Origin of the sequence: Collinsella sp. OM04-5 (assembly GCF_003439125.1) — a bacterium.
GTDB lineage: Bacteria > Actinomycetota > Coriobacteriia > Coriobacteriales > Coriobacteriaceae > Collinsella.
Genome location: NZ_QSUU01000009.1, coordinates 58,675 through 76,291, shown reverse-complemented (window position 1 = coordinate 76,291; position 17,617 = coordinate 58,675). Strand labels below are relative to the sequence as shown.

The following is a 17,617-nucleotide window of genomic DNA, read 5'->3' as shown; positions in this document are numbered from 1 at the left end:
CTCCCGTTTTTAGCTCGTAAGGGGGCTCAAAGTGGGAGATTTTCCACGCTCATCTTGCGGGTGCGATACAGCGGCGGCTAGGCGCTGACGATGTGGGACAGCGGCAGGTCGTGCGCATCGGTGGGAACGTGGTCGACGCGTTGCTCGTCAAAGGCGATGCCGACGACCTGGCATGTTGCCGAAAGCGTGGGCAGGTAGCGGTCGTAACAGCCGCCGCCGTAGCCCAGGCGCGCGCCGGTGCGGTCGAAAGCCACGAGCGGCACGATAATCATGTCGAGGGCCTTGGCGGGCACGATGGGGAAGTGGCCGCTGTCGACGTCCGTGGCTGCGAAGGCCCGCGTAGGGTGGGCGATAAACGGGGCCTCGGACGCATCGCCGGCAGAGACTGCCCGCATGCACATGCGCTGGCCGCATGCGGCGGCGTCGCTTGCCGAGAGCATGCACGGATAGGCCACGCGCCAGCCGCGTTTGGCGGCCGCAGCGACAAACGCGGCTGGGTCGACCTCGGAACCCATCGCAGCATAGACAGCAACGGTGTGTGGCGCCGCGGCATCCAAGCGATCCAACAGCTCAACAAGCCGCGCGCATACAACAGCAGACTTCGCTGCCCGAACATCCAAATCAATAGCATCGCGCCGGGCAATCACCGCCCGCCGCAGCTCAGCTTTATCCATCCCAGCCTCATCTCCCAAATCTACCAAAAAGGGACAGGTTTATTTTGGCAGCTTTTATCTGGGCAAACGCGATATGAGCAGTAAAGCCACCGCAAATATGCCTGCGAACTGCGCCCTTTGTGGTTGTTTGGGCCTAGGCGTTAATGCTATAACGCCGCAGCAATTGCTTCAGTCACAAACTTATTGAGTGACTCACCCTTCTTTGCCGCCGCCAGCGCCGCTTGCTTGTGGAGCTCAGAGCCCGTTCTTACGTTGAACGACCCCTTAAAAGCCCGCTCGGGTTCCTTGCCCTTCTCGGCGCAAAACTCAAGGTAATCGTCGACGGCGTCGTGGAAGCATTGCTCCACTTCTTTAACCGTAGAGCCTTCAAATACGATTGCGTCCCTAATGCCGGTGACCATACCTGTTAGCACATGCTGTTCGACATCGAACTCAACGGGGGCGAAATAGCCCTTGTATGCCAAAACGTTACTCATGACTACCTCCGACATCTTGCAGAAATCGAACGATGTTTCGAATAGTCCCTGCTGTCAATTCGCCAGATGGATGTGGCGCGTGCATTACGAACATCCTGCCATCTGATGGCCTGTAGAAGCGAACGCGCGATCCGGATGTCTTGCCTTTGTTGTCCATTTCAAAGCCATATGAAGCCATGACTTTTAAAAAATCGGTATACCGATACGTCGAAGGGCAGCTAAGCAGTTGGGCGATGAGTTTATCGGGCCGAGTCATCCCGCCTCACATTCTGCAACTATATCCTAGTTGCAATTTAGGTCCGATGCAAGCATCTCTACTATAGAACATGTGTACGTATGAACAAGTGTTCGAACCACCACAAAGGCACCTGTAAACTGCGCCCCTTTGCGGCGGTTTGGGCTGAATGTTGCGCAACAAGGGCTGCGGCTTTGGGTGTACCTTCATCGTAGAAGGAATGAATCGAAAGGAGCCCGCCATGTTTTGTCGCTCGTGTGGCACGCCGCTTGTCGACGACGTCCTCTTTTGCCCCGTATGCGGTGCGCCCGTAGCACCTGACCAGGTCGCGGCCACGCAGCAACCCCAGCCTGCTGCGCCCGCTCCTGGGCAATACGTGCCCGTGCAGCAGCCCGCGCGGCGCAAGCGTTCCAAGAAGCCCCTCATCGCCCTTGCCGCGGTGCTTGCCGTGGCGGCGGGTGTCGGCGGGGGAGCGCTGTTCTACTTCACCCAGATCGCGACCACGCCTATCGACGAGAAAACCTTCCCGGACAGCGGCATGCGTGCGCTTGTCTCGACCAAGTACGACACTAACGGTGACGGCCGCATCTCGCGCGACGAGGCCAAGGCGGTGACGTCGGTCGAGCTGGACGGCGTCGCGTCGACGCAGGGCCTGGGCAAGGTGTTCCCCAACGTTACCAGTGTGGAATACGGTGGGGATAAACTCGTCAACCTGGACCTTTCGGGCTGCGGAGACCTTAAAACCGTCGAGCTTAACTCGGCGAGTAACGTCACCGTCGTTAACCTGGACGGTTGCGACAACATCGAGAAGCTTGACCTTTCAAATGCCGGGGAGCTCAAAAACGTTGATCTTTCGGGTAAAAAGAAGCTCGCCACACTGGCACTGCCGCAGGATACGAAGGTCAGCGGCATTAAGGACACACAGCTTGACGAACTGTGGCTGCCGGTGTCCTACGAAGGCACCGATAAATCGGACCAGTACGGCGATATCTACGAGATCGAGCGCGATGAAAACGGCTACGTCACGGGCTTCACGTCTGCCGTCAAGCAAGGTGGCGGCGTAAGCTACAGCGTCGAGCACGATGAGTCGCATCGTATCTCGGAGATTGAGGAAGATCTGGCGGGCAGTTACGTGAACGTCAACACGTTTACGTACGACGCCGACGGTAACGTCACGCGCATCGACTGCGATGCCGACATGAGCGATTCGTCGAGCACCACGACGTTTACCTACGACGCGGACGGAAACCTGATCAACAAGACGACCCATGCGGGTTACGGCGAGAGCGCGAGCACGTATGTCTACCAGGACGGCAACATGGTGACCAACACCGATACCAGCCCGGCCAATCCTCGGACGGTCGTGTATTCGTACGGATACGACAAGGATCGCGTGACGTCCTTTACGCTGGACTGTCAGGGCGACACCGTGGGCACCAGGTGGACGATCACCGCGGGCTACGAGTATGACAAGGACGGCAACATTTCGCGTATCTCGCCTGTGGCCTATGACTCGCACGGCAACGATTACGGCTCGCTGAACTCGTATGCCGCGGTGGATTATTCGTACAGCGACGGAAAGCTCGACAGGATCGATTCCGAGCGCGGCGGCTATGCGGAGTTCTATTACGACGACCACGGCAACCTGACGTCGGTCGACGAGTATGCCGGCCGCGGTTCGGATGCCGAGTTTGAGTTTGAGCACGAGGTCGAGTACCAGCGCTACTTCTGCAACAAGCACGAGAAGAACAAGCCGGAGGAGTGGATTCGTCTGGATGCAGAGTACGACGTCGACCAGGGTAGCTGGAACAACGACTCCGATTATGGTCGTGAGCGCTTTGCAACCATGTACGAGCTCAATCCGTTAGAGGCCTGGCTGAACCCGTTTATCAAGTAGCGGCCCACTCGCAAACCACCCAAAGGGACAGACACCTTTGGGTGGTTTTTGCTGAAGGGCGGGTGTCTGCGGCGGTTTATCTCGATCTGTAACAGTAACTCGGCATAAATGGGCCTAGCTGTTACAGATTGAGACAAAGAGCCAGCGCCATTCGGAAACGTCTCGATCTGTAACATCTGGAGCCGATATTGCCGCCTAGCTGTTACAGATCGAGACAAAACTGGTGGGACGGTCTGAGCTGGCCCGCCCAAGCGGCGGAAAAAGAAAAGGTAGATTTTAGGCATGTCCCAAAAATCTACCTTTGTGGTTAGCCCAGCAGGTCGACGACGTTAAAGCCGGCGTTGCTCTTGGCGATGACGTCGCGGCCGCCAAAGACGCAGGTGGGCGACGCGGCTGCGATGCGCGTCACGTCGGCGCCGAGCGAGCGCAGCTCACCGGGTGTGGCGGCGAGCATCTGGGCGCGGCGCTCCTCGCGGGCATGCGGATCGAGTCCAGCCAGGTAGGTCGTGTTGCGGCGCTTGGTGAGCGCGTACGGCTTCACGGGCGCGTCCATGCCGCTCACGCAGCTCACGATAAAGCCCTCAAAGGCGGCCTCGTCGGGCTCAAAGCTGCCGAGCCATGCACCGGCGCGTTCCACGCGCTCAATCGAAGGATCGACCGCCGGGTCGCGGTAGGTGTAGAACGCCGCCTGACGCTCGCCGGCCGCGCGGAATCCGCAGCCGTACGCACCGCCCTTCACACGGATTTCGTTCCACAGGTAGTCGTAGGAGAGCGCGTTGGCGGCAACCGCCCAAGCGCCCGTCACGTTGATGCCCAGGCGACGCGGGTCGCACGCGCTTGCCGCAAAGCAGATGTCGCTGGGGATAACGAAAGCCTCGCGACGGTCGCGCGGCTCCGGTACCACGAGCGTGCCGCTGCCAGCGCCGTCGCCGGCGCCAAGCCCCAGGTCGCCCGCGGCATCCCAGTACGCGTCAAAGTCCTCATCGCTGCCGGTAAAGCTTGCCATGCAGCCATCGGCCACAAAGATGCGGCCTGCCAGCTCGGCAAGCTTGGCGCGCAGGTCGTCCAGTCGCTCGTCAAAGTGCTCGAGCAGATCGCGCAGGAACAGATAGAAGTCCACGCCCGAAAGCTGCTCGCGAACCACGGCCGAAGGCGAGCTGTAGCTCATCGCGCGACCCAGCGCCGCCGAGTGTCCGTTGTTGATAAAGCCCTGCTCAAGCCCAATGCGAATCTGCGTGAGTACGTCGCGCACGCGGTCGGCGTCGGCATCGAGCAACAGCGTGCTCGACCACACCTCGCGCGGCAGGCTCGCCAGCGCGTCGATCTTTTCGGACAGGGCGCCGGCGCTCACCAGCAGGTAAGGACGCACGCCGTCCACGTCGGGCTGCGTCATGACTTCGGTTGTAAAGCTCAAAAAGCCCAGCTTGCCGGCGAGCAGGTTGTCGAGCTCCTCGGCCGAATGCTCGCTCGTGGGCAGCTGCTTAAGCAGGCGGCAGAGCAGCGTCACATAGGGCAGGTCCTCAAATGCGACGCAGCTCAGGTCGAAGTACTGCATGGCGTAGGCCAGGCGGTTGGTGGGGATGCCGTGGCGCAGGCAGGGGATGGGCGCGGTCGTGTCCACAACGAGCGGCGGCTCGGGGCGCGCCGCGCCAATGTCGGATACACGCAGACGCGGTAGCGTGGCCTTGTCCTCGGGCGTGTCCTCGGCCTCCTGCGCGGCACGCAGCACGGCCGTGCGCTCGACCACGTCCGCCAGCTCGGCATCGGTCATGGCGTCGCGCTTGGCTGCCAGCTCGGCAGCTTCGGCGCCCTCCGAACCCTCAGCGGCGTCCACCGGAACCAGCTCGACCAGCGCCATGTGGTCGTTCTCCAGCACCAGCTCGCGCAGCAGGTCCTCAAAGTAGCTACCGTCCAGCTCGCCGCGCAGCTCCTTGTACACCGGGCCATACTTGAGTGCCAGCGTCGCGGCGTCGTCATCGTAGAGCCACGTGCTCAGCGCGTCGCACGCAATGGCTACGCCGTCGGCGATGCCGTAGTCGCGCTGGCGCAGGTCGTACTCGTTGCTGCTGATGATAGCTTCCAGGCGCTCGCGCGGAACGCCGTGCTCACACAGGTCGCGGCAGGCGTCCTGGAACACGCGGCGCAGCTCGCGTGCCACACCGGGCTGCGCGTTTTGCAGCATGATGAGCTCGTAGGGCTGCAGGCTCTCGGCCGCGGTGTAGCTCGCCACGTTGCCGCCCAGGCCGGCGGCAAGAATGGCCTTCTTAACCGGTGCTTCGTTGGAGCCCAGCAGCGCCTCGAACAAGATGTCCGCCGCGATCGTGCGCTTGCGGTCGAGCGCGCTGCCCAGCACCAGACCCAGGCCCACCAAGGCGTTCTCGGGCGTGGTGGCCATCTCGACGCGCTTATACTCGCAGGTCACAGGCTCCTGCACGTCCAGCGGATTGGGTGCCAGCGTGGACGGGTCCTCGCCGGCGGCAACGGCAGCGTCCATGCGGCGGCTCGCAGCGCTCGGCTGCGACAGATAACGCTCGTCCAAAAACGCCAGCGCGCGGTCCACATCTAGGTCGCCGTAGAGCGTTATATAAGAGTTGGAAGGATTGTAGTGGCGCGCGTGCGTATCCAGGAACTGCTCGTAGGTGAGCGCGGGAATCGCGCGCGGGTCGCCGCCGCTCTCATGCGCATAGGCGGTATCGGGATAGAGCGCGGCGTTGACGGCGTCGTCCAGCACGCTCATGGGGTCGGACAGCGCGCCCTTCATCTCGTTGAACACCACGCCGTTATAGCGCAGCGTCCCTTCGCGTAGATTTTTAGGACATGCCTCAAAATCTACCTCGCCAGCGTCGCCTTCGCCGCCGTTGCTATCGGCGCCCTCCGGCAGGTCCAGCTCGTAGTGCCAGCCCTCCTGCTCAAAAATGGTGGGCTTGGTATAGATGGCCGGGTTGAACACCGCGTCCAGGTACACGTCCATCAGGTTGTACAGATCCCGCTCGTTGGTGGTGGCAACGGGGTAGATGGTCTTGTCGGGGTAGGTCATGGCGTTGAGGAACGTCTGCATGGAGCTCTTGATCAGATCGACAAACGGCTCCTTGACGGGGAACTTGGTCGATCCGCACAGCACCGAGTGCTCAAGAATATGGAACACGCCGGTGGAATCGGCCGGCGGCGTCTTAAAGCCAATGGCAAAGGCCTTGTTTTCGTCGTCGCACGCTAGGTGCAGCAGGCGAGCGCCCGAGGCGGTGTGGCGCAGCACGTAAGCGTCTGCGTCGAGCTCGGGCACGGTCTCGCGGCGTTCGACGGTAAAGCCGTGGCAGGTGGTTCCGGGCACCAGCAGCGCGGCGGCAGCGGCGCGCGGGTCGGTTGAGGTGGTGGGCATATGCAGTCTCCTTTGACGCCCCAGCGGGGGCGAATCGAGTCGAATCCCCGAGAGTATACCCATATGGGGCCGCGGCTCTGCATCGAACTGAAGACGATGTGGGTGGACTAGCCTAACTGGGTTGACGGCGAATGCCGCGGGTAGCCGCTGCATCCCGCTAAAGTGAAATAACACCCCGTTTACCGAATCATTTAGGAAATATATGGACTCCTAAAAAGTTCTAATACAATATAAGTCATCTATCTATAAACTGCTGATTTCTTGTAAAGGTATGGTTGATATGGTTGAGGCAAATAGCGTTATCCCCCTGTACAAACAGATTGTTCGTGCGCTTTCTGATTCAATCGCCAACGGCACGTACCGCCCGGGAGATAAGCTTCCGACCGAGGCGGAGCTTATCGAGCAATTTGGCGTGAGCCGAATAACGGTTCGCTCCGCAATTAAAGAAATGGAAGATGCTGGGCTTGTTGAGAGGGCCCGCGGCAAGGGCACGTTCGTTTCGTCGGACACGCAGATGTATGCCGCGGACGACCGTGAGAGCTTTACCCATTCGTGCCAGCTTGCGGGCAAACAGGCGTCTACCAGGGTTCTCGAAATGGGCTGGGACTTCCCAAGTCTGCGAGACGCGAAGTTCCTGGGCGTAGACGATACCCAAAAGGTATTGCGTAGCCGTCGTCTGCGCCTTGTGGATGGCAAGCCCACGATGCTGGAAACCAATAGCTATTCCGCTGCGCTTTCTTTTTTGGAGCATGAGTCCCTCGATGATTCGCTGATGGCGGTACTCGATCGCCAGGGGATCAAGATGGGTCCCAACACGCGTACGCTCGAGGTCTGCTATGCGAGCGAGCTCGAGGCGGCATACCTTAATGTGGAGCTGGACTCTTCGCTGCTTCTGTTTGTCGATAGACGTTATGCTCCAAGTGGCGAGCCGCTTTTCATCTCCCGTCAGGTGTACTGCACCGAGCGACTGAAGTTCTATTTGTAAATTAGAGATAGATTGGTCGATTTACCGACCAATTGTTACCGTTCGCGGATTTGGAAAATAGACACACCACGTAGGGTAGATTGCTAATATACTTTGTTATGACAATATAGTACGTCCTATTGGTATTGGAGAACTATGAATAAGATATTGCTAGCGAGTCATGGTTATCTCGCCCAAGGCATGAAAAGCTCTCTGGAGATTCTGATGGGCACCAACGACCGAATCGAGTGCCTGTGCGCCTATGTCGATGACGATTCAAGGGATGTCGCGGCGTTGATTGATGCATGGATGGAGACGAGGGGCCCTGCCGACTCTTGGTTTGTCGTGACTGACATCTTTGGCGGCTCTGTAAACAACGAATTCATTCAGAGGCAGACCGACGGATCGTTTACGTTAATCGCTGGAATGAACTTGCCGCTGCTGGTGGAAATGGTTACACAGCTGGACTCCCTGGATGCGGACAAGGCCAAAGCCGCGGTCGAGGGATCGCGTTCGTTTATTCAGCTTTGCGAGGCGGCGGACATGCTTGCCGGCGCCGAGGAAGAAGAGTTCTAGTTAGTTCTGGTTCGAGCCCTAGCTAGGGGCCACACCTGTCATTCCCTTTATCACGTGCGGAGATGATAACGATGATTAAGCTTACGAGAGTTGATTACCGACTGATTCACGGCCAAGTTGCCATGTCCTGGACTCACGCTTTGGATGTAGATTGCATCTTGCTTGCCAGCGATGCTGTGGCAAAAGACGACATGAGGAAGGCGGCCTTGAGGCTCGCCCGCCCCAACGGCGTTAAACTCGTCATCAAGGATGTTGACGCTGCTATCGAGGCGCTCAACAGCGGCGTTACCGACAAGTATTCGCTGTTTATCATCACTGAGACGATTGAAGATGTCTATCGTCTCGCTAAGGGTTGCAAAGACATCAAAGAGATCAATCTGGGCGGAACCCGAAAGACCCCTGAGACCACGCTTCATCCGACCCCTGCGATCTTTGCGACCGAGAAAGATGCCGAGCATATCCAAGAGCTCCTGGGCGATGGCGTGGCCATCGAAATCCGTCAGGTCCCCAATGACGCTAAGGTGTTTGCCAAGGACGTTCTCTAGCCGGAAACACGTTGATGCTCGGCATTTATTGAACCAATGCTCTATGCCTATGCCCGTCGATCATTTGATCGGCGGGCTTTTTATTAAAGAAAAATCAAAAAAATCTGAAATAGTTCTTGCATAGTTAGTTATATAAAGTATTATAACGTCATGGGATGAATGAAGGGTTCATCCAAGTGAGTTAGGAGTAAGGGATGTTCAATTTCGATGAGCCTCGTTACGAGAAGGTTGTGAGCGATGCCCTCGCTCTCCGTCCTCAGATTGAGGCTGCCGTGGACAAGGTCTGCGAGCAGGGTTATTCCAACATCTTCTTCATCGGCTGCGGCGGCACCTGGGCCCACACGCTCCCGATGAAGTATTGGGTCGAGACCACCACGGCCGACGTCGACGTCCACTGCGAGATCGCCGCTGAGTTCCTCGCATGCCCGCCCAAGACCTTCAACAAGGACTCGGTCTGCGTCTTCTCCACCCGTACCGGCACCACCCCCGAGATCATTGAGGCTGCCAAGTTCTGCCAGGAGCAGGGCGCCCGCACGCTGATGTATGTCTCCAACGACAACACCCCGGCCACCGAGTACGCCGATTACAAGTTCTTCAGCTTCGCCGAGGACGACGTTCTGTGCGAGGCCATCTACACCTACCAGATCACGCTGATCGCCCGCTTCCTCAAGAACGCCGGCGCCTTCCCCAAGTACGACACCTTCATGGAAGAGTTCGGCAACATCGCTCCGTACCTCATCAAGGCCAAGGACGCTCAGGACGAGCGCTGCGCCGCCATGGCCGAGGACTTCAAGGACACCGATTACCACATGGTGATTGGCTCCGGCATGCTCTGGGGTGAGGCCTACGACTACGCCATGTGCATCCTCGAGGAGATGCAGTGGATCAAGACCAAGTCCATCCACGCCGCCGAGTTCTTCCACGGCACCATCGAGCTGTGCGAGGAAGGCACGAGCCTCATCATGCTCTACGGCGAGGACGACACCCGTAAGCTCATGGACCGCGTGGACAACTTCACTCACATGCTCGCCGACGAGAAGGGCGTCAACGTCCGCGTGAACAAGTTTGACACCGCCGAGGTCGAGCTGCCGTTCAGCGACCCCGAGTTCCGCAAGATCGTCTCCCCGATGGTCACCTACACCATCACCGAGCGTCTGAGCTGCCATCTCGAGCACGTCCGTAACCACCCGCTCACCACGCGTCGTTACTATCACCAGATGAACTACTAATCCTCTCAAATTGCTGCGGTTGTCTGCAGGCGAGCTGCGCAGAATGCCTCGCCTGCAGACCTGTTTCTGGGGTTGATCGAAATGGTTGTCCAGTATCTTCTAGTTGCACTGGTCGCATTTATTGCGTCCATGGACGAGCAATTATTTGGCATTACGATGCTTGGTCGTCCGCTGTTTACGAGCCTGTTTGTCGGCTTGATCCTTGGCGATGTCCAGCAGGGCGTTATCGTCGGCGCGGCTTTGGAATCCATGTTCATGGGCGCCATCATGGTCGGCGCGGCGGTTCCTCCCGAGGTCTATGCCTCCGGCGTGCTTGGCTGCGCGTTTGCCGTCATTACGGGTACGGGCACGGCAACTGCCGTCGCGCTCGCCCTTCCCGTCTCCGTCTTCCTTCAGGTGTGGCGCAACTTCTGCTACGCCGTTCCGGGTGCCTTTGCCTGCAAGAAGATTGAGACCGCTCTGGCAAATCGCGATCTTGCCAAGGCGAATCTGTACCATCTGACTATCGTGCCGCTGTCGATTGGCATTCCGTCTGCACTGCTGGTGTTTGGCTCGCTGTTCTTTGGTGCCGACCTTATCAACAATGCGCTCAACGCGATTCCGCAGTTTGTGATGGACGGCCTCAACGTTGCGTCCGGCGTCATGGTCTGCATCGGCTTCGCTCTTCTTATCAGGACCATGGGCGATAACAAGCTCCTTCCCTGGCTGTTCCTGGGCTTCATTATGGTCATCTACCTCAAGATGGACGTGGTCGGCGTCGCCGCAGCTGCCATTTGCGTCGCGCTGCTCCTGGCCTTCCGCGAGGGCTCGTTCGGTCCGCAGACGGTTGCTGCAGATGAAGAGGAGGACTTCTAATGGCTATCCAGAACACCGACCTCAAAGAGGCCAAGAAGGACGCGATTATGACTCCCGATATGTATCGGAGCATGTTCCTTCGGCAGTTTACGAGCCAGTGCTCGCAGTCGTACGACAAGATGATGGCAATGGGCTTCATGTACACCATTCAGAAGCCCCTGCGAAAGATCTATCCCAACGACGACGATTACTATGCGGCGCTCGATCGCCATACCGAGTTCTTTAACATCACGCCTCATGTGCTTCCGTTTGTAGCCGGCCTAACGGTTTCGATGGAAGAGCAGGCGGCTGCCGATAAGAACTTCGACACGTCCTCGATTAACGCCATGAAGGTCGGCCTCATGGGACCGCTTTCCGGCATCGGCGATTCGTTCTACTGGGGTACGTTCCGCGTGGTTGCCGCCGGTATTGGTATTGGCATCGCTTCGACGGGCAACCCGCTCGGCCCCATCGTGTACGCGCTCATCTACTCCGTGATTAACTTTGCAACGCGTATCGTCGCCGCCCATCTGGGTTACGACTTGGGAACCAAGTTTTTGCAGCAGTCCGAAGAGAGCAACCTTATGTCTCGCATGACGCATGCTGCCGGTGTCCTCGGAATGACCGTTATCGGCGCCATGATTGCGGCACAGGTCTCGCTGTCCACGGCTTTGACCTTTGACGTGGGTGGTTCGGAGATTGTCCTGCAGGATCTGTTCGATTCGATCTTCCCCGGTCTGCTGCCCTTGCTGGCAACGTTCGCTTGCGTTGCCCTCTATAAAAAGGGCGTCAAGACCATTTGGATCATCTTGGGCATCTTCGCAATCTGCATCATCGGAACGGGCTTGGGAGTGTTCGCGGCGGCGTAATGTTGACTGCTATGCTCGCGCGTTGGATAACTAACTGACCGTTTGAAAACGGGGCTCGGCGTAAGGCCGGCCCCGTTTTTTGTTTGAGGGATTTTCCAACCGTCCAATAGTCCAGGCCCATGCATCACTCACGTATCTCTCATCTCTCATTCGTCACTAATACGAGAGATAACTGAAAGACGAGAGATAAATATGAGAGATAACTGAGCAGCAAAGAGACAGGCAATCATGGTATTATCTCAATACCGATTGTTCTACCAGCAAAAACATGTTTATATGAAACAGATGGCAGACATCTTATCTTTTATCTCTCACTCATTTCTAATATGAGAGATAACAGAAAGATGAGAGATAATTACGAGAGATAACTGAGAGACGCAGGAAATCTATTCGCGGCATTCTTCGCAGAACCGAGCGAAAGGACGTGCAGATGAACGAAAACGAACTGACCGGTCTGCTCGAGTCTTTAAGGCGCATGGGCTCGGACGATCTTAACGTCGAGGTCAAGGAGAGCGCCACGACGCTTTCCCGCGACGTATGGGAAACAGTCAGCGCTTTCGCAAACACCGCCGGCGGCATCATCGTACTCGGAGTGAGCGAGCGCGCGGGTTTTGTTCCAGTTGCAAACTTTGAGACCGAGAAAGTGCTCAACCAATTCGTGGCGGGCATGGGCGATGCCGGCGGTCGCGGAAAGCTGGCCAATCCGCCCAAATACACCATTGAGCGCGTGGAGCTTCGGGGTACCGTTGTTCTCGTTATCACGATTGAGGAGCTCGACCCGTCTAGCAAGCCTTGCTATGTCATAGAGCGGGGCGCTCAAGGTGGCAGCTACAAACGCATCGATGACAAAGATGTCCCGCTTTCGTCGACCGAGGTGCTCGCGTTGGCGTCATACGGTCGAGCGACTCCGAGCGATCGCGACGCGGTGGCGGGCGCGGGCGCGGACGATCTCGACGAGACGCTGGTCGACCGTACGATAGATCGGGCTTTCTCGTTGACGCCCCGGGCAATGCGCGGCGCGCCGGACAAACAAACGAAGCTGGAGCGCCTAAATTTCCTTGATTCCCAGGGCAATGTCACCAAGGCTGGACTCCTAGTTGCGGGCACCTACCCTCAGCAGTTTTATCCCAAGCTCTTTATCGACATGGCTGTCTATGCGGGGACCCGGAAAGGCACGGCGGGGTCGCTGAGGTTCATGGACCGCACAATCTGTGAGGGAACGTTGGGCGAGATGATCTCGGATGCTGTCGCGGCCGTCGCCAAGAATTTGCGGCGAACCTCGACCGTCCAAGGCGTCTCGCGTGTCGACTCGCTAGAGATTCCCGAGGAGGTTCTGCGCGAGGCAATCGCCAACGCCGTAATCCATCGAGAATACGGGGATCGGTTCTGTGGACAATCGATTGCCGTCGACGTCTTTGACGATCGTGTCGAGGTGACGAATCCTGGCGGCCTTTACGGGGGAAAGACTCGCGAGAACTTGTTTGACGGCAGCTCCCGATGCCGTAATGCAACGCTCGTGAAACTCATGTCGATTGTTCCACTGCCGGATGGCGCAGGCTCGCCGGCTGAGGGAAATGGCTCGGGCATCCCGATGATGATCGATGCTATGCGCGCGCATGGTCTGGCCGAGCCCCTGTTCTGCCCCGGATTCGATCGGTTCAAGGTCGTACTTTACCGTTCAAAGATCGAGCCGGTCGATCATGGCGGGGACTTGATTATGACGGCACTCAGGCGCTACGGCGAATTGGGGACGCGCGAACTGGCGGAGCGCACGGGACTCACGGTTTCCCAGGTTAGGGTACGCGTCAATGCACTCATTGCACAGGGTGAGCTTGAGCCGACGGCGCCGTCGACAAGCCGCAACCGCAAATATCGACTGTCAGAGCGCGTGGAATAAATGCGTTAGTGGACGAGGCGACCCATTAATCGACCCTCGATTGGCGCCCACTAAGGTAAAGCGGTTGTTGCTCAGTCGACGGTGATGCTGAAGACTCGGCTTACGCCGGCATGGCCCCGAACTCGTCCATCAAGAACAGCCTAAGAACCAGCTTGATGACATATCCCGGTTTGACTTCAGCCGTGCCAAAGACGCTGCGCTCGGCGAGCTCGCTGCAGTATGCATAGATGTCGCGGATAAGGTCCGCGCCCGAAAGCGTAAACATGTAGCCTGCGTCCGAAAGCGCATTGGGTGCGGCGGGCAACTTGGCCATGTGGCAGAACGTTTGCAGGTCGGGCGCCATAACATTCTGGTAGTCGAGGTGGCCGCTGGCATCCCGTGCGGCAAGTTCCAATTGGCGCACAAAATTCAGCGCCGCCGCTAACACAAAGCTCGGCGTAGGCGCATTGACGTCCTGAGTGGTCGCCACAAGCCTGCCTGCCGCCTGCGTGACAAGCCAGGCGACCTCGCGTTGGCAACGCACGGCCTTGCGCGTAACCGGCTTGATGGACGAAGAAGAAACGCTCCCCTTAGGCGAATTCGAAGCAGCCATAGGGCCCCCCATGAACGACCCGGTCCAACAAGCCCGGATGAAACACGTGCTACATCAGTATACAGGGAAGTGGGGTAGCGGGGTACAAGCGCGCCAGCGGCAAACCGAGAGCATCAACAATGTGCCTCCGCTCTATTTGGACGATGGTACGTGGGTCATTAAGTACTCGGTTCAAGCGCCGGGTACCGTTGGTTTTCGAGACCAGAATTACAACCGTAAAATGCTCAACTGCATGGAATGTGACGTCCCAGTCGGAGTCATATTTGCAACCGAGGTGGGCTATAAGGTGCTCGGCCTTGCGTTTGTTGAGCGGTTCGAGCCCGAAAACGGATGGTTTGTTCTGCACGGTCCTGTTCATAAAGGCGGACCGGACCCTCGTTTTGCGCCCGACATGAGTTATCTGAAGCACATACCCGTCGATATTGAGTTTGCCGGACAGGGTGCGACCGACGATGAAATTTGGCTTTGGCGGTCTTTTACGATCGTGCTGTTTGATCGGATCGCGTGGCGATGCAATCTCGCACACGCCTGCCGGTGCATGCTCTTCCTGATTTGTATAGCGAGAGGGGAGCGAACGTGAGCTGGCGAGGCGATATTGCGATGGGGAAGTACGGAAAACTGCCGTGCGCCCTTATAGACAACAAAATGTTTCCGAGCGTAGAAGTTGATTGCGGGTCGTTTGTCGTCGCCTGTCCTTGCTGCGGCTCGCAAATACCGTGCCTCGACATTCGGTTCATCGATGCGTGCGACAGACTTAGCGACGAAGTGAGAAAACGGACAGGCGTTCATATGCCGGTGTATCAGGAGAAATGCCCTGTTTGTGGCCTCGATATCGTGTACGACGCCGGCGACGAGGGATAGGTGATGCGGAGGAGCTGGCTGTGAAGGCATCTCTGTCCCTATAAATAAATCCCCTCACCGAGCTGCTTGTGGAACTTGGCGTGATGGTCGCGTGCCCAGGTAAAGAGCGCCTGGTCAAAGTCGGTGCGCGTGGCCGGGACGCCAAAGACGCCGGCAACTTCGACGCGTACAAACTCCAGTGCCGGCAGCTTGTTGATGGCAGTGAGGGCAAACGGGGACGAGGGCTCCTCGAACAGATAGCGGCTGCCTTGCAGCGCGTCGCAAATGGTGCACGTGTTGCCGAGCGACGGGGCTTTGGAGGCTCGCGCGCCTACGGGCTTGTAGCCGCAGCGCTTATGAAGGTAGTCGCGGATCTCGCCCGGCACGCAGCCAAGAGCGGGCACGATGGCGAGTGCGTTGGCGTTGGCCGTGTCGATGGCAATGTGCCCGGCTTCGTTGGGCGCGTGCGCGATGGCGATGCTCTCGTCGTTATCGGTTCGATAGGGAATGCCGAAGGCCGCGACCGAGGTCTCTTTGTGACACTTCCAGCACTCGCGCTTGCCCAGTACTAGATATATATACGGCGCTGAGGGGTCGGATCGGTCAACACCGGGCAGCCACTCGGCAAAGGGCTCGGGGTTGACGCCGCTGGGTACATACCAGATCTTCTTGGTCCGGTCCCATTTGGCGCCCAGTGCTTTGGCTTCTTCTTTGTGCGAAAAGGGGACATCGAGCTCGGTGCGCATGGCGGCTCCTTGGTGCTGCAGGTGCGAGTGGCTCAAGGATACCGCAGGGCGCAGACATCGCGGCGTTTTGTTGAGAAGTTGCGGCGCGGACTGCTTGGTTACGCCGTTAGATAAATTGGCAAGTAGATGGTCGGCTTTTGACCAGTTGGGCGGTTGGAGCAGCTTGCGGCGCAGTTTTGTGCCTGGCTATTGTTGATGTTGGGGTATTGAATATATTTGGCTGCCATTCGTCAGGTGAATTGTTGTTACGTTGCGATGACGGTTGGAACTGCCAGCGGATTTAGCGACAAAAAACAAAACAGCCCAGAGGACATAGCCTCTGAGCTGCGAACATTTGGTGGGCGTTAGAAGATTTGAACTTCTGACCTCTTCCGTGTCAGGGAAGCGCTCTCCCCCTGAGCTAAACGCCCGATCAAGGGTGCGCAAGCGCGCAAGGGATAATATAACGGAGCCTGAACTCGGTGGCAAGAACATTTTTAAAAATCGCTTACATTGTGGAATTCGGGGGCTTTGTCATATCCATTTCAAAAGAGCCTGCTGCCGCGATTTGACTGTCGCATAATGCAAGGCCATTGCGGTATCGAGCTATGGAAAGACGTCTGCGGAATTGTCCTACCGATAAGCGGACAAGCCTCCAGCTGGTGCCTTCGCCGTGGTAAGGTAAGCCGAATTGTTTCCAGGCTGCTTCGAGGGAATGGAATGAGCAAAGAGCGTGTCGAGCAGGTCGAAGGCGCAGGGGCTTCGGTGCCGATGACCGATATATCGAACATTGATGTGCCCGAGGGCACCGATGAGCTCAGCCGTAGCACCCGCCGCGCTTGGCGCGAGCGCCTGAACAGCGCTTCGACGCGCAAGATGATCACGGGCGTCTTGGCTACGCTGGTGGGCGGTTCGTTTTGGGGCTTCTCGGGCACCAGCGCGAGCTTTCTGTTCGATACCTACCACGTCGACACCTTGTGGCTTATGAGCGTGCGTCAGATTCTCGCCGGTCTACTCTTTATGGCCGTGGTTGTTACGCGCGACCGCGAGCGCCTGATTAAGCTCTGGACCACACCCGCCGATCGCAAGCAGCTGCTGCTCTTTACCGCCTTTGGTCTGCTGTTCAACCAGTTTTGTTATCTTTCGGCCGTGCGCCTGACCAATGCCGGAACCGCGACGGTGCTCCAATGCCTGCAACTGGTCATCATTATGGGCTACACCTGCGTGATCGACCATCGCATGCCTCGCGTGCGTGAGGCCGTTGGCATTGGGTTGGCCCTGGGCGGCACCTTTTTAATCGCTACCGGCGGCGACCCTACCAGTCTGAGCATATCGCCGCTTGGCCTGGTCGCAGGCCTTATGTGTGCGGTCAGCGCCACGTGTATGGCGGTGATTCCCGCCAAGATCCTGCCCGAATACGGCAGCCCCATCGTCACGGGCTCGGCAATGCTCACGGCGGGCGTGGTCTCGTGCGTCTTCGTGCAGCCTTGGGCGCATATGCCGGCACTCGACGCTGCCGGCGTCGAGGCGCTCGCGGTATTCGTGGTTATCGGCTCGTTTTTTGCTTACATGCTCTATATGCAGGGCGTTAAGGACATCGGCTCGGTGCGCGCGAGCCTCCTTGGAACCATGGAGCCGGTTTCGGCCACCATCACCAGCGCCCTTATGTTGGGAACGGTGTTTTTGCCCACCGACCTGGCGGGCTTTGCCATGATTATCGCGATGGTGTTTTTGACGGTGTAGCTGGCGCCGCCGCCAAGACAGAAAAGGTGCTGTGCCACATTTTCGCCAATTGATGTCCGTGTCTGGAGTTTAGCTGTCGATGCCCAAAATGCCATAAACTAGTAACGTTATGGACTTTTTCATTGCGACTCAATTGCGAGGATTT

The 17,617-nt window shown here is 58.0% G+C and carries 16 protein-coding genes and 1 tRNA gene; 10 read left to right on the top strand and 7 right to left on the bottom strand.

What is annotated here, in order from left to right; genetic code table 11:
- Positions 1-77: 77 nt before the first annotated feature.
- From DXB53_RS06770 to DXB53_RS10210, 3 genes are all read right to left on the bottom strand, one after another.
- Positions 78-674: a 5-formyltetrahydrofolate cyclo-ligase gene (locus DXB53_RS06770; RefSeq protein ID WP_117583843.1), complete on the bottom strand. Its 597-nt coding sequence runs from the start codon at positions 672-674 to the stop codon at positions 78-80.
- A 146-nt stretch (positions 675-820) separates the two neighbouring features.
- Positions 821-1,150, bottom strand: coding sequence for a type II toxin-antitoxin system HicB family antitoxin (locus tag DXB53_RS06765; protein WP_117583842.1), 330 nt, complete (start codon positions 1,148-1,150; stop codon positions 821-823).
- Positions 1,143-1,406, bottom strand: a complete 264-nt coding sequence (locus DXB53_RS10210; protein WP_117583841.1) for a type II toxin-antitoxin system HicA family toxin — start codon at positions 1,404-1,406, stop codon at positions 1,143-1,145. The genes DXB53_RS06765 and DXB53_RS10210 overlap by 8 nt, the downstream gene beginning before the upstream one ends.
- A 220-nt stretch (positions 1,407-1,626) precedes the next feature.
- On the opposite strand from DXB53_RS10210, the gene DXB53_RS06755 reads away from it, so the two are divergent.
- Entirely contained in the window at positions 1,627-3,282 is a 1,656-nt protein-coding gene (locus tag DXB53_RS06755) for a zinc-ribbon domain-containing protein (protein WP_158556506.1), read from the top strand.
- Between the two features lie 307 nt (positions 3,283-3,589).
- Here the strand turns inward: DXB53_RS06755 and DXB53_RS06750 are convergent, their stop codons facing one another.
- Positions 3,590-6,658: an insulinase family protein gene (locus tag DXB53_RS06750; RefSeq protein ID WP_117583839.1), complete on the bottom strand. Its 3,069-nt coding sequence runs from the start codon at positions 6,656-6,658 to the stop codon at positions 3,590-3,592.
- Positions 6,659-6,938: 280 nt separating this feature from the next.
- Here DXB53_RS06750 and DXB53_RS06745 point away from each other — a divergent pair, with 280 nt between their 5' ends.
- The 7 genes from DXB53_RS06745 to DXB53_RS06715 all read left to right on the top strand — a co-directional run bounded on the left by DXB53_RS06745 (position 6,939) and on the right by DXB53_RS06715 (position 13,572).
- Positions 6,939-7,643 carry a GntR family transcriptional regulator gene (locus DXB53_RS06745; RefSeq protein WP_117563729.1) on the top strand — a complete coding sequence of 235 codons (705 nt, stop codon included), beginning with the start codon at positions 6,939-6,941 and terminating at the stop codon, positions 7,641-7,643.
- A gap of 135 nt (positions 7,644-7,778) precedes the next feature.
- Complete coding sequence (locus DXB53_RS06740; RefSeq protein ID WP_117583838.1) at positions 7,779-8,198, top strand: PTS sugar transporter subunit IIA; 420 nt, start codon at positions 7,779-7,781, stop codon at positions 8,196-8,198.
- 71 nt (positions 8,199-8,269) lie between these two features.
- The gene (locus DXB53_RS06735) at positions 8,270-8,743 is read left to right on the top strand and encodes a PTS sugar transporter subunit IIB (protein WP_117583837.1); all 474 of its coding nucleotides are present in this window, start codon (positions 8,270-8,272) and stop codon (positions 8,741-8,743) included.
- Positions 8,744-8,937: 194 nt separating this feature from the next.
- Positions 8,938-9,972 carry an SIS domain-containing protein gene (locus DXB53_RS06730; RefSeq protein ID WP_117583836.1) on the top strand — a complete coding sequence of 345 codons (1,035 nt, stop codon included), beginning with the start codon at positions 8,938-8,940 and terminating at the stop codon, positions 9,970-9,972.
- Positions 9,973-10,053: 81 nt separating this feature from the next.
- Positions 10,054-10,827: a PTS sugar transporter subunit IIC gene (locus DXB53_RS06725; RefSeq protein ID WP_117583835.1), complete on the top strand. Its 774-nt coding sequence runs from the start codon at positions 10,054-10,056 to the stop codon at positions 10,825-10,827.
- The gene (locus DXB53_RS06720; RefSeq protein ID WP_192924133.1) at positions 10,827-11,675 is read left to right on the top strand and encodes a PTS system mannose/fructose/sorbose family transporter subunit IID; all 849 of its coding nucleotides are present in this window, start codon (positions 10,827-10,829) and stop codon (positions 11,673-11,675) included. The genes DXB53_RS06725 and DXB53_RS06720 overlap by 1 nt, the downstream gene beginning before the upstream one ends.
- Before the next feature lie 430 nt (positions 11,676-12,105).
- Positions 12,106-13,572 (top strand): ATP-binding protein, encoded by a 1,467-nt coding sequence (locus tag DXB53_RS06715; RefSeq protein WP_117583834.1) that lies wholly within the window; start codon positions 12,106-12,108, stop codon positions 13,570-13,572.
- Between the two features lie 100 nt (positions 13,573-13,672).
- On the opposite strand, the gene DXB53_RS06710 is transcribed toward DXB53_RS06715, so the two are convergent.
- Entirely contained in the window at positions 13,673-14,164 is a 492-nt protein-coding gene (locus DXB53_RS06710; RefSeq protein WP_117583833.1) for a hypothetical protein, read from the bottom strand.
- A 10-nt stretch (positions 14,165-14,174) separates the two neighbouring features.
- On the opposite strand from DXB53_RS06710, the gene DXB53_RS06705 reads away from it, so the two are divergent.
- Positions 14,175-14,744, top strand: coding sequence for a hypothetical protein (locus tag DXB53_RS06705; protein ID WP_117583832.1), 570 nt, complete (start codon positions 14,175-14,177; stop codon positions 14,742-14,744).
- Positions 14,745-15,063: 319 nt separating this feature from the next.
- Here DXB53_RS06705 and DXB53_RS06695 read toward each other — a convergent pair whose 3' ends face one another.
- On the bottom strand, positions 15,064-15,750 hold the full coding sequence (locus tag DXB53_RS06695; protein WP_117563722.1) for a DUF5710 domain-containing protein: 687 nt from the start codon (positions 15,748-15,750) through the stop codon (positions 15,064-15,066).
- A 335-nt stretch (positions 15,751-16,085) separates the two neighbouring features.
- Positions 16,086-16,160 (bottom strand) — tRNA-Val (locus DXB53_RS06690).
- A 289-nt stretch (positions 16,161-16,449) separates the two neighbouring features.
- Between DXB53_RS06690 and DXB53_RS06685 the strand changes: the two genes are divergently transcribed.
- Positions 16,450-17,472: a DMT family transporter gene (locus DXB53_RS06685; protein WP_199409695.1), complete on the top strand. Its 1,023-nt coding sequence runs from the start codon at positions 16,450-16,452 to the stop codon at positions 17,470-17,472.
- Positions 17,473-17,617 lie beyond the last annotated feature (145 nt).

Excerpts from the sequence above, each read along its gene's own strand:
- DXB53_RS06725 (WP_117583835.1), top strand. The coding sequence starts at position 10,054 with ATGGTTGTCCAGTATCTTCTAGTTGCACTGGTCGCATTTATTGCGTCC.
- DXB53_RS06685 (WP_199409695.1), top strand. The coding sequence starts at position 16,450 with ATGAGCAAAGAGCGTGTCGAGCAGGTCGAAGGCGCAGGGGCTTCGGTG.
- DXB53_RS06765 (WP_117583842.1), bottom strand. The coding sequence starts at position 1,150 with ATGAGTAACGTTTTGGCATACAAGGGCTATTTCGCCCCCGTTGAGTTC.
- DXB53_RS06745 (WP_117563729.1), top strand. The coding sequence starts at position 6,939 with ATGGTTGAGGCAAATAGCGTTATCCCCCTGTACAAACAGATTGTTCGT.
- DXB53_RS06770 (WP_117583843.1), bottom strand. The coding sequence starts at position 674 with ATGGATAAAGCTGAGCTGCGGCGGGCGGTGATTGCCCGGCGCGATGCT.
- DXB53_RS06755 (WP_158556506.1), top strand. The coding sequence starts at position 1,627 with ATGTTTTGTCGCTCGTGTGGCACGCCGCTTGTCGACGACGTCCTCTTT.
- DXB53_RS06695 (WP_117563722.1), bottom strand. The coding sequence starts at position 15,750 with ATGCGCACCGAGCTCGATGTCCCCTTTTCGCACAAAGAAGAAGCCAAA.
- DXB53_RS06735 (WP_117583837.1), top strand. The coding sequence starts at position 8,270 with ATGATTAAGCTTACGAGAGTTGATTACCGACTGATTCACGGCCAAGTT.
- DXB53_RS06730 (WP_117583836.1), top strand. The coding sequence starts at position 8,938 with ATGTTCAATTTCGATGAGCCTCGTTACGAGAAGGTTGTGAGCGATGCC.
- DXB53_RS06720 (WP_192924133.1), top strand. The coding sequence starts at position 10,827 with ATGGCTATCCAGAACACCGACCTCAAAGAGGCCAAGAAGGACGCGATT.
- DXB53_RS06740 (WP_117583838.1), top strand. The coding sequence starts at position 7,779 with ATGAATAAGATATTGCTAGCGAGTCATGGTTATCTCGCCCAAGGCATG.
- DXB53_RS06710 (WP_117583833.1), bottom strand. The coding sequence starts at position 14,164 with ATGGCTGCTTCGAATTCGCCTAAGGGGAGCGTTTCTTCTTCGTCCATC.
- DXB53_RS10210 (WP_117583841.1), bottom strand. The coding sequence starts at position 1,406 with ATGACTCGGCCCGATAAACTCATCGCCCAACTGCTTAGCTGCCCTTCG.
- DXB53_RS06715 (WP_117583834.1), top strand. The coding sequence starts at position 12,106 with ATGAACGAAAACGAACTGACCGGTCTGCTCGAGTCTTTAAGGCGCATG.
- DXB53_RS06750 (WP_117583839.1), bottom strand. The coding sequence starts at position 6,658 with ATGCCCACCACCTCAACCGACCCGCGCGCCGCTGCCGCCGCGCTGCTG.
- DXB53_RS06705 (WP_117583832.1), top strand. The coding sequence starts at position 14,175 with ATGAACGACCCGGTCCAACAAGCCCGGATGAAACACGTGCTACATCAG.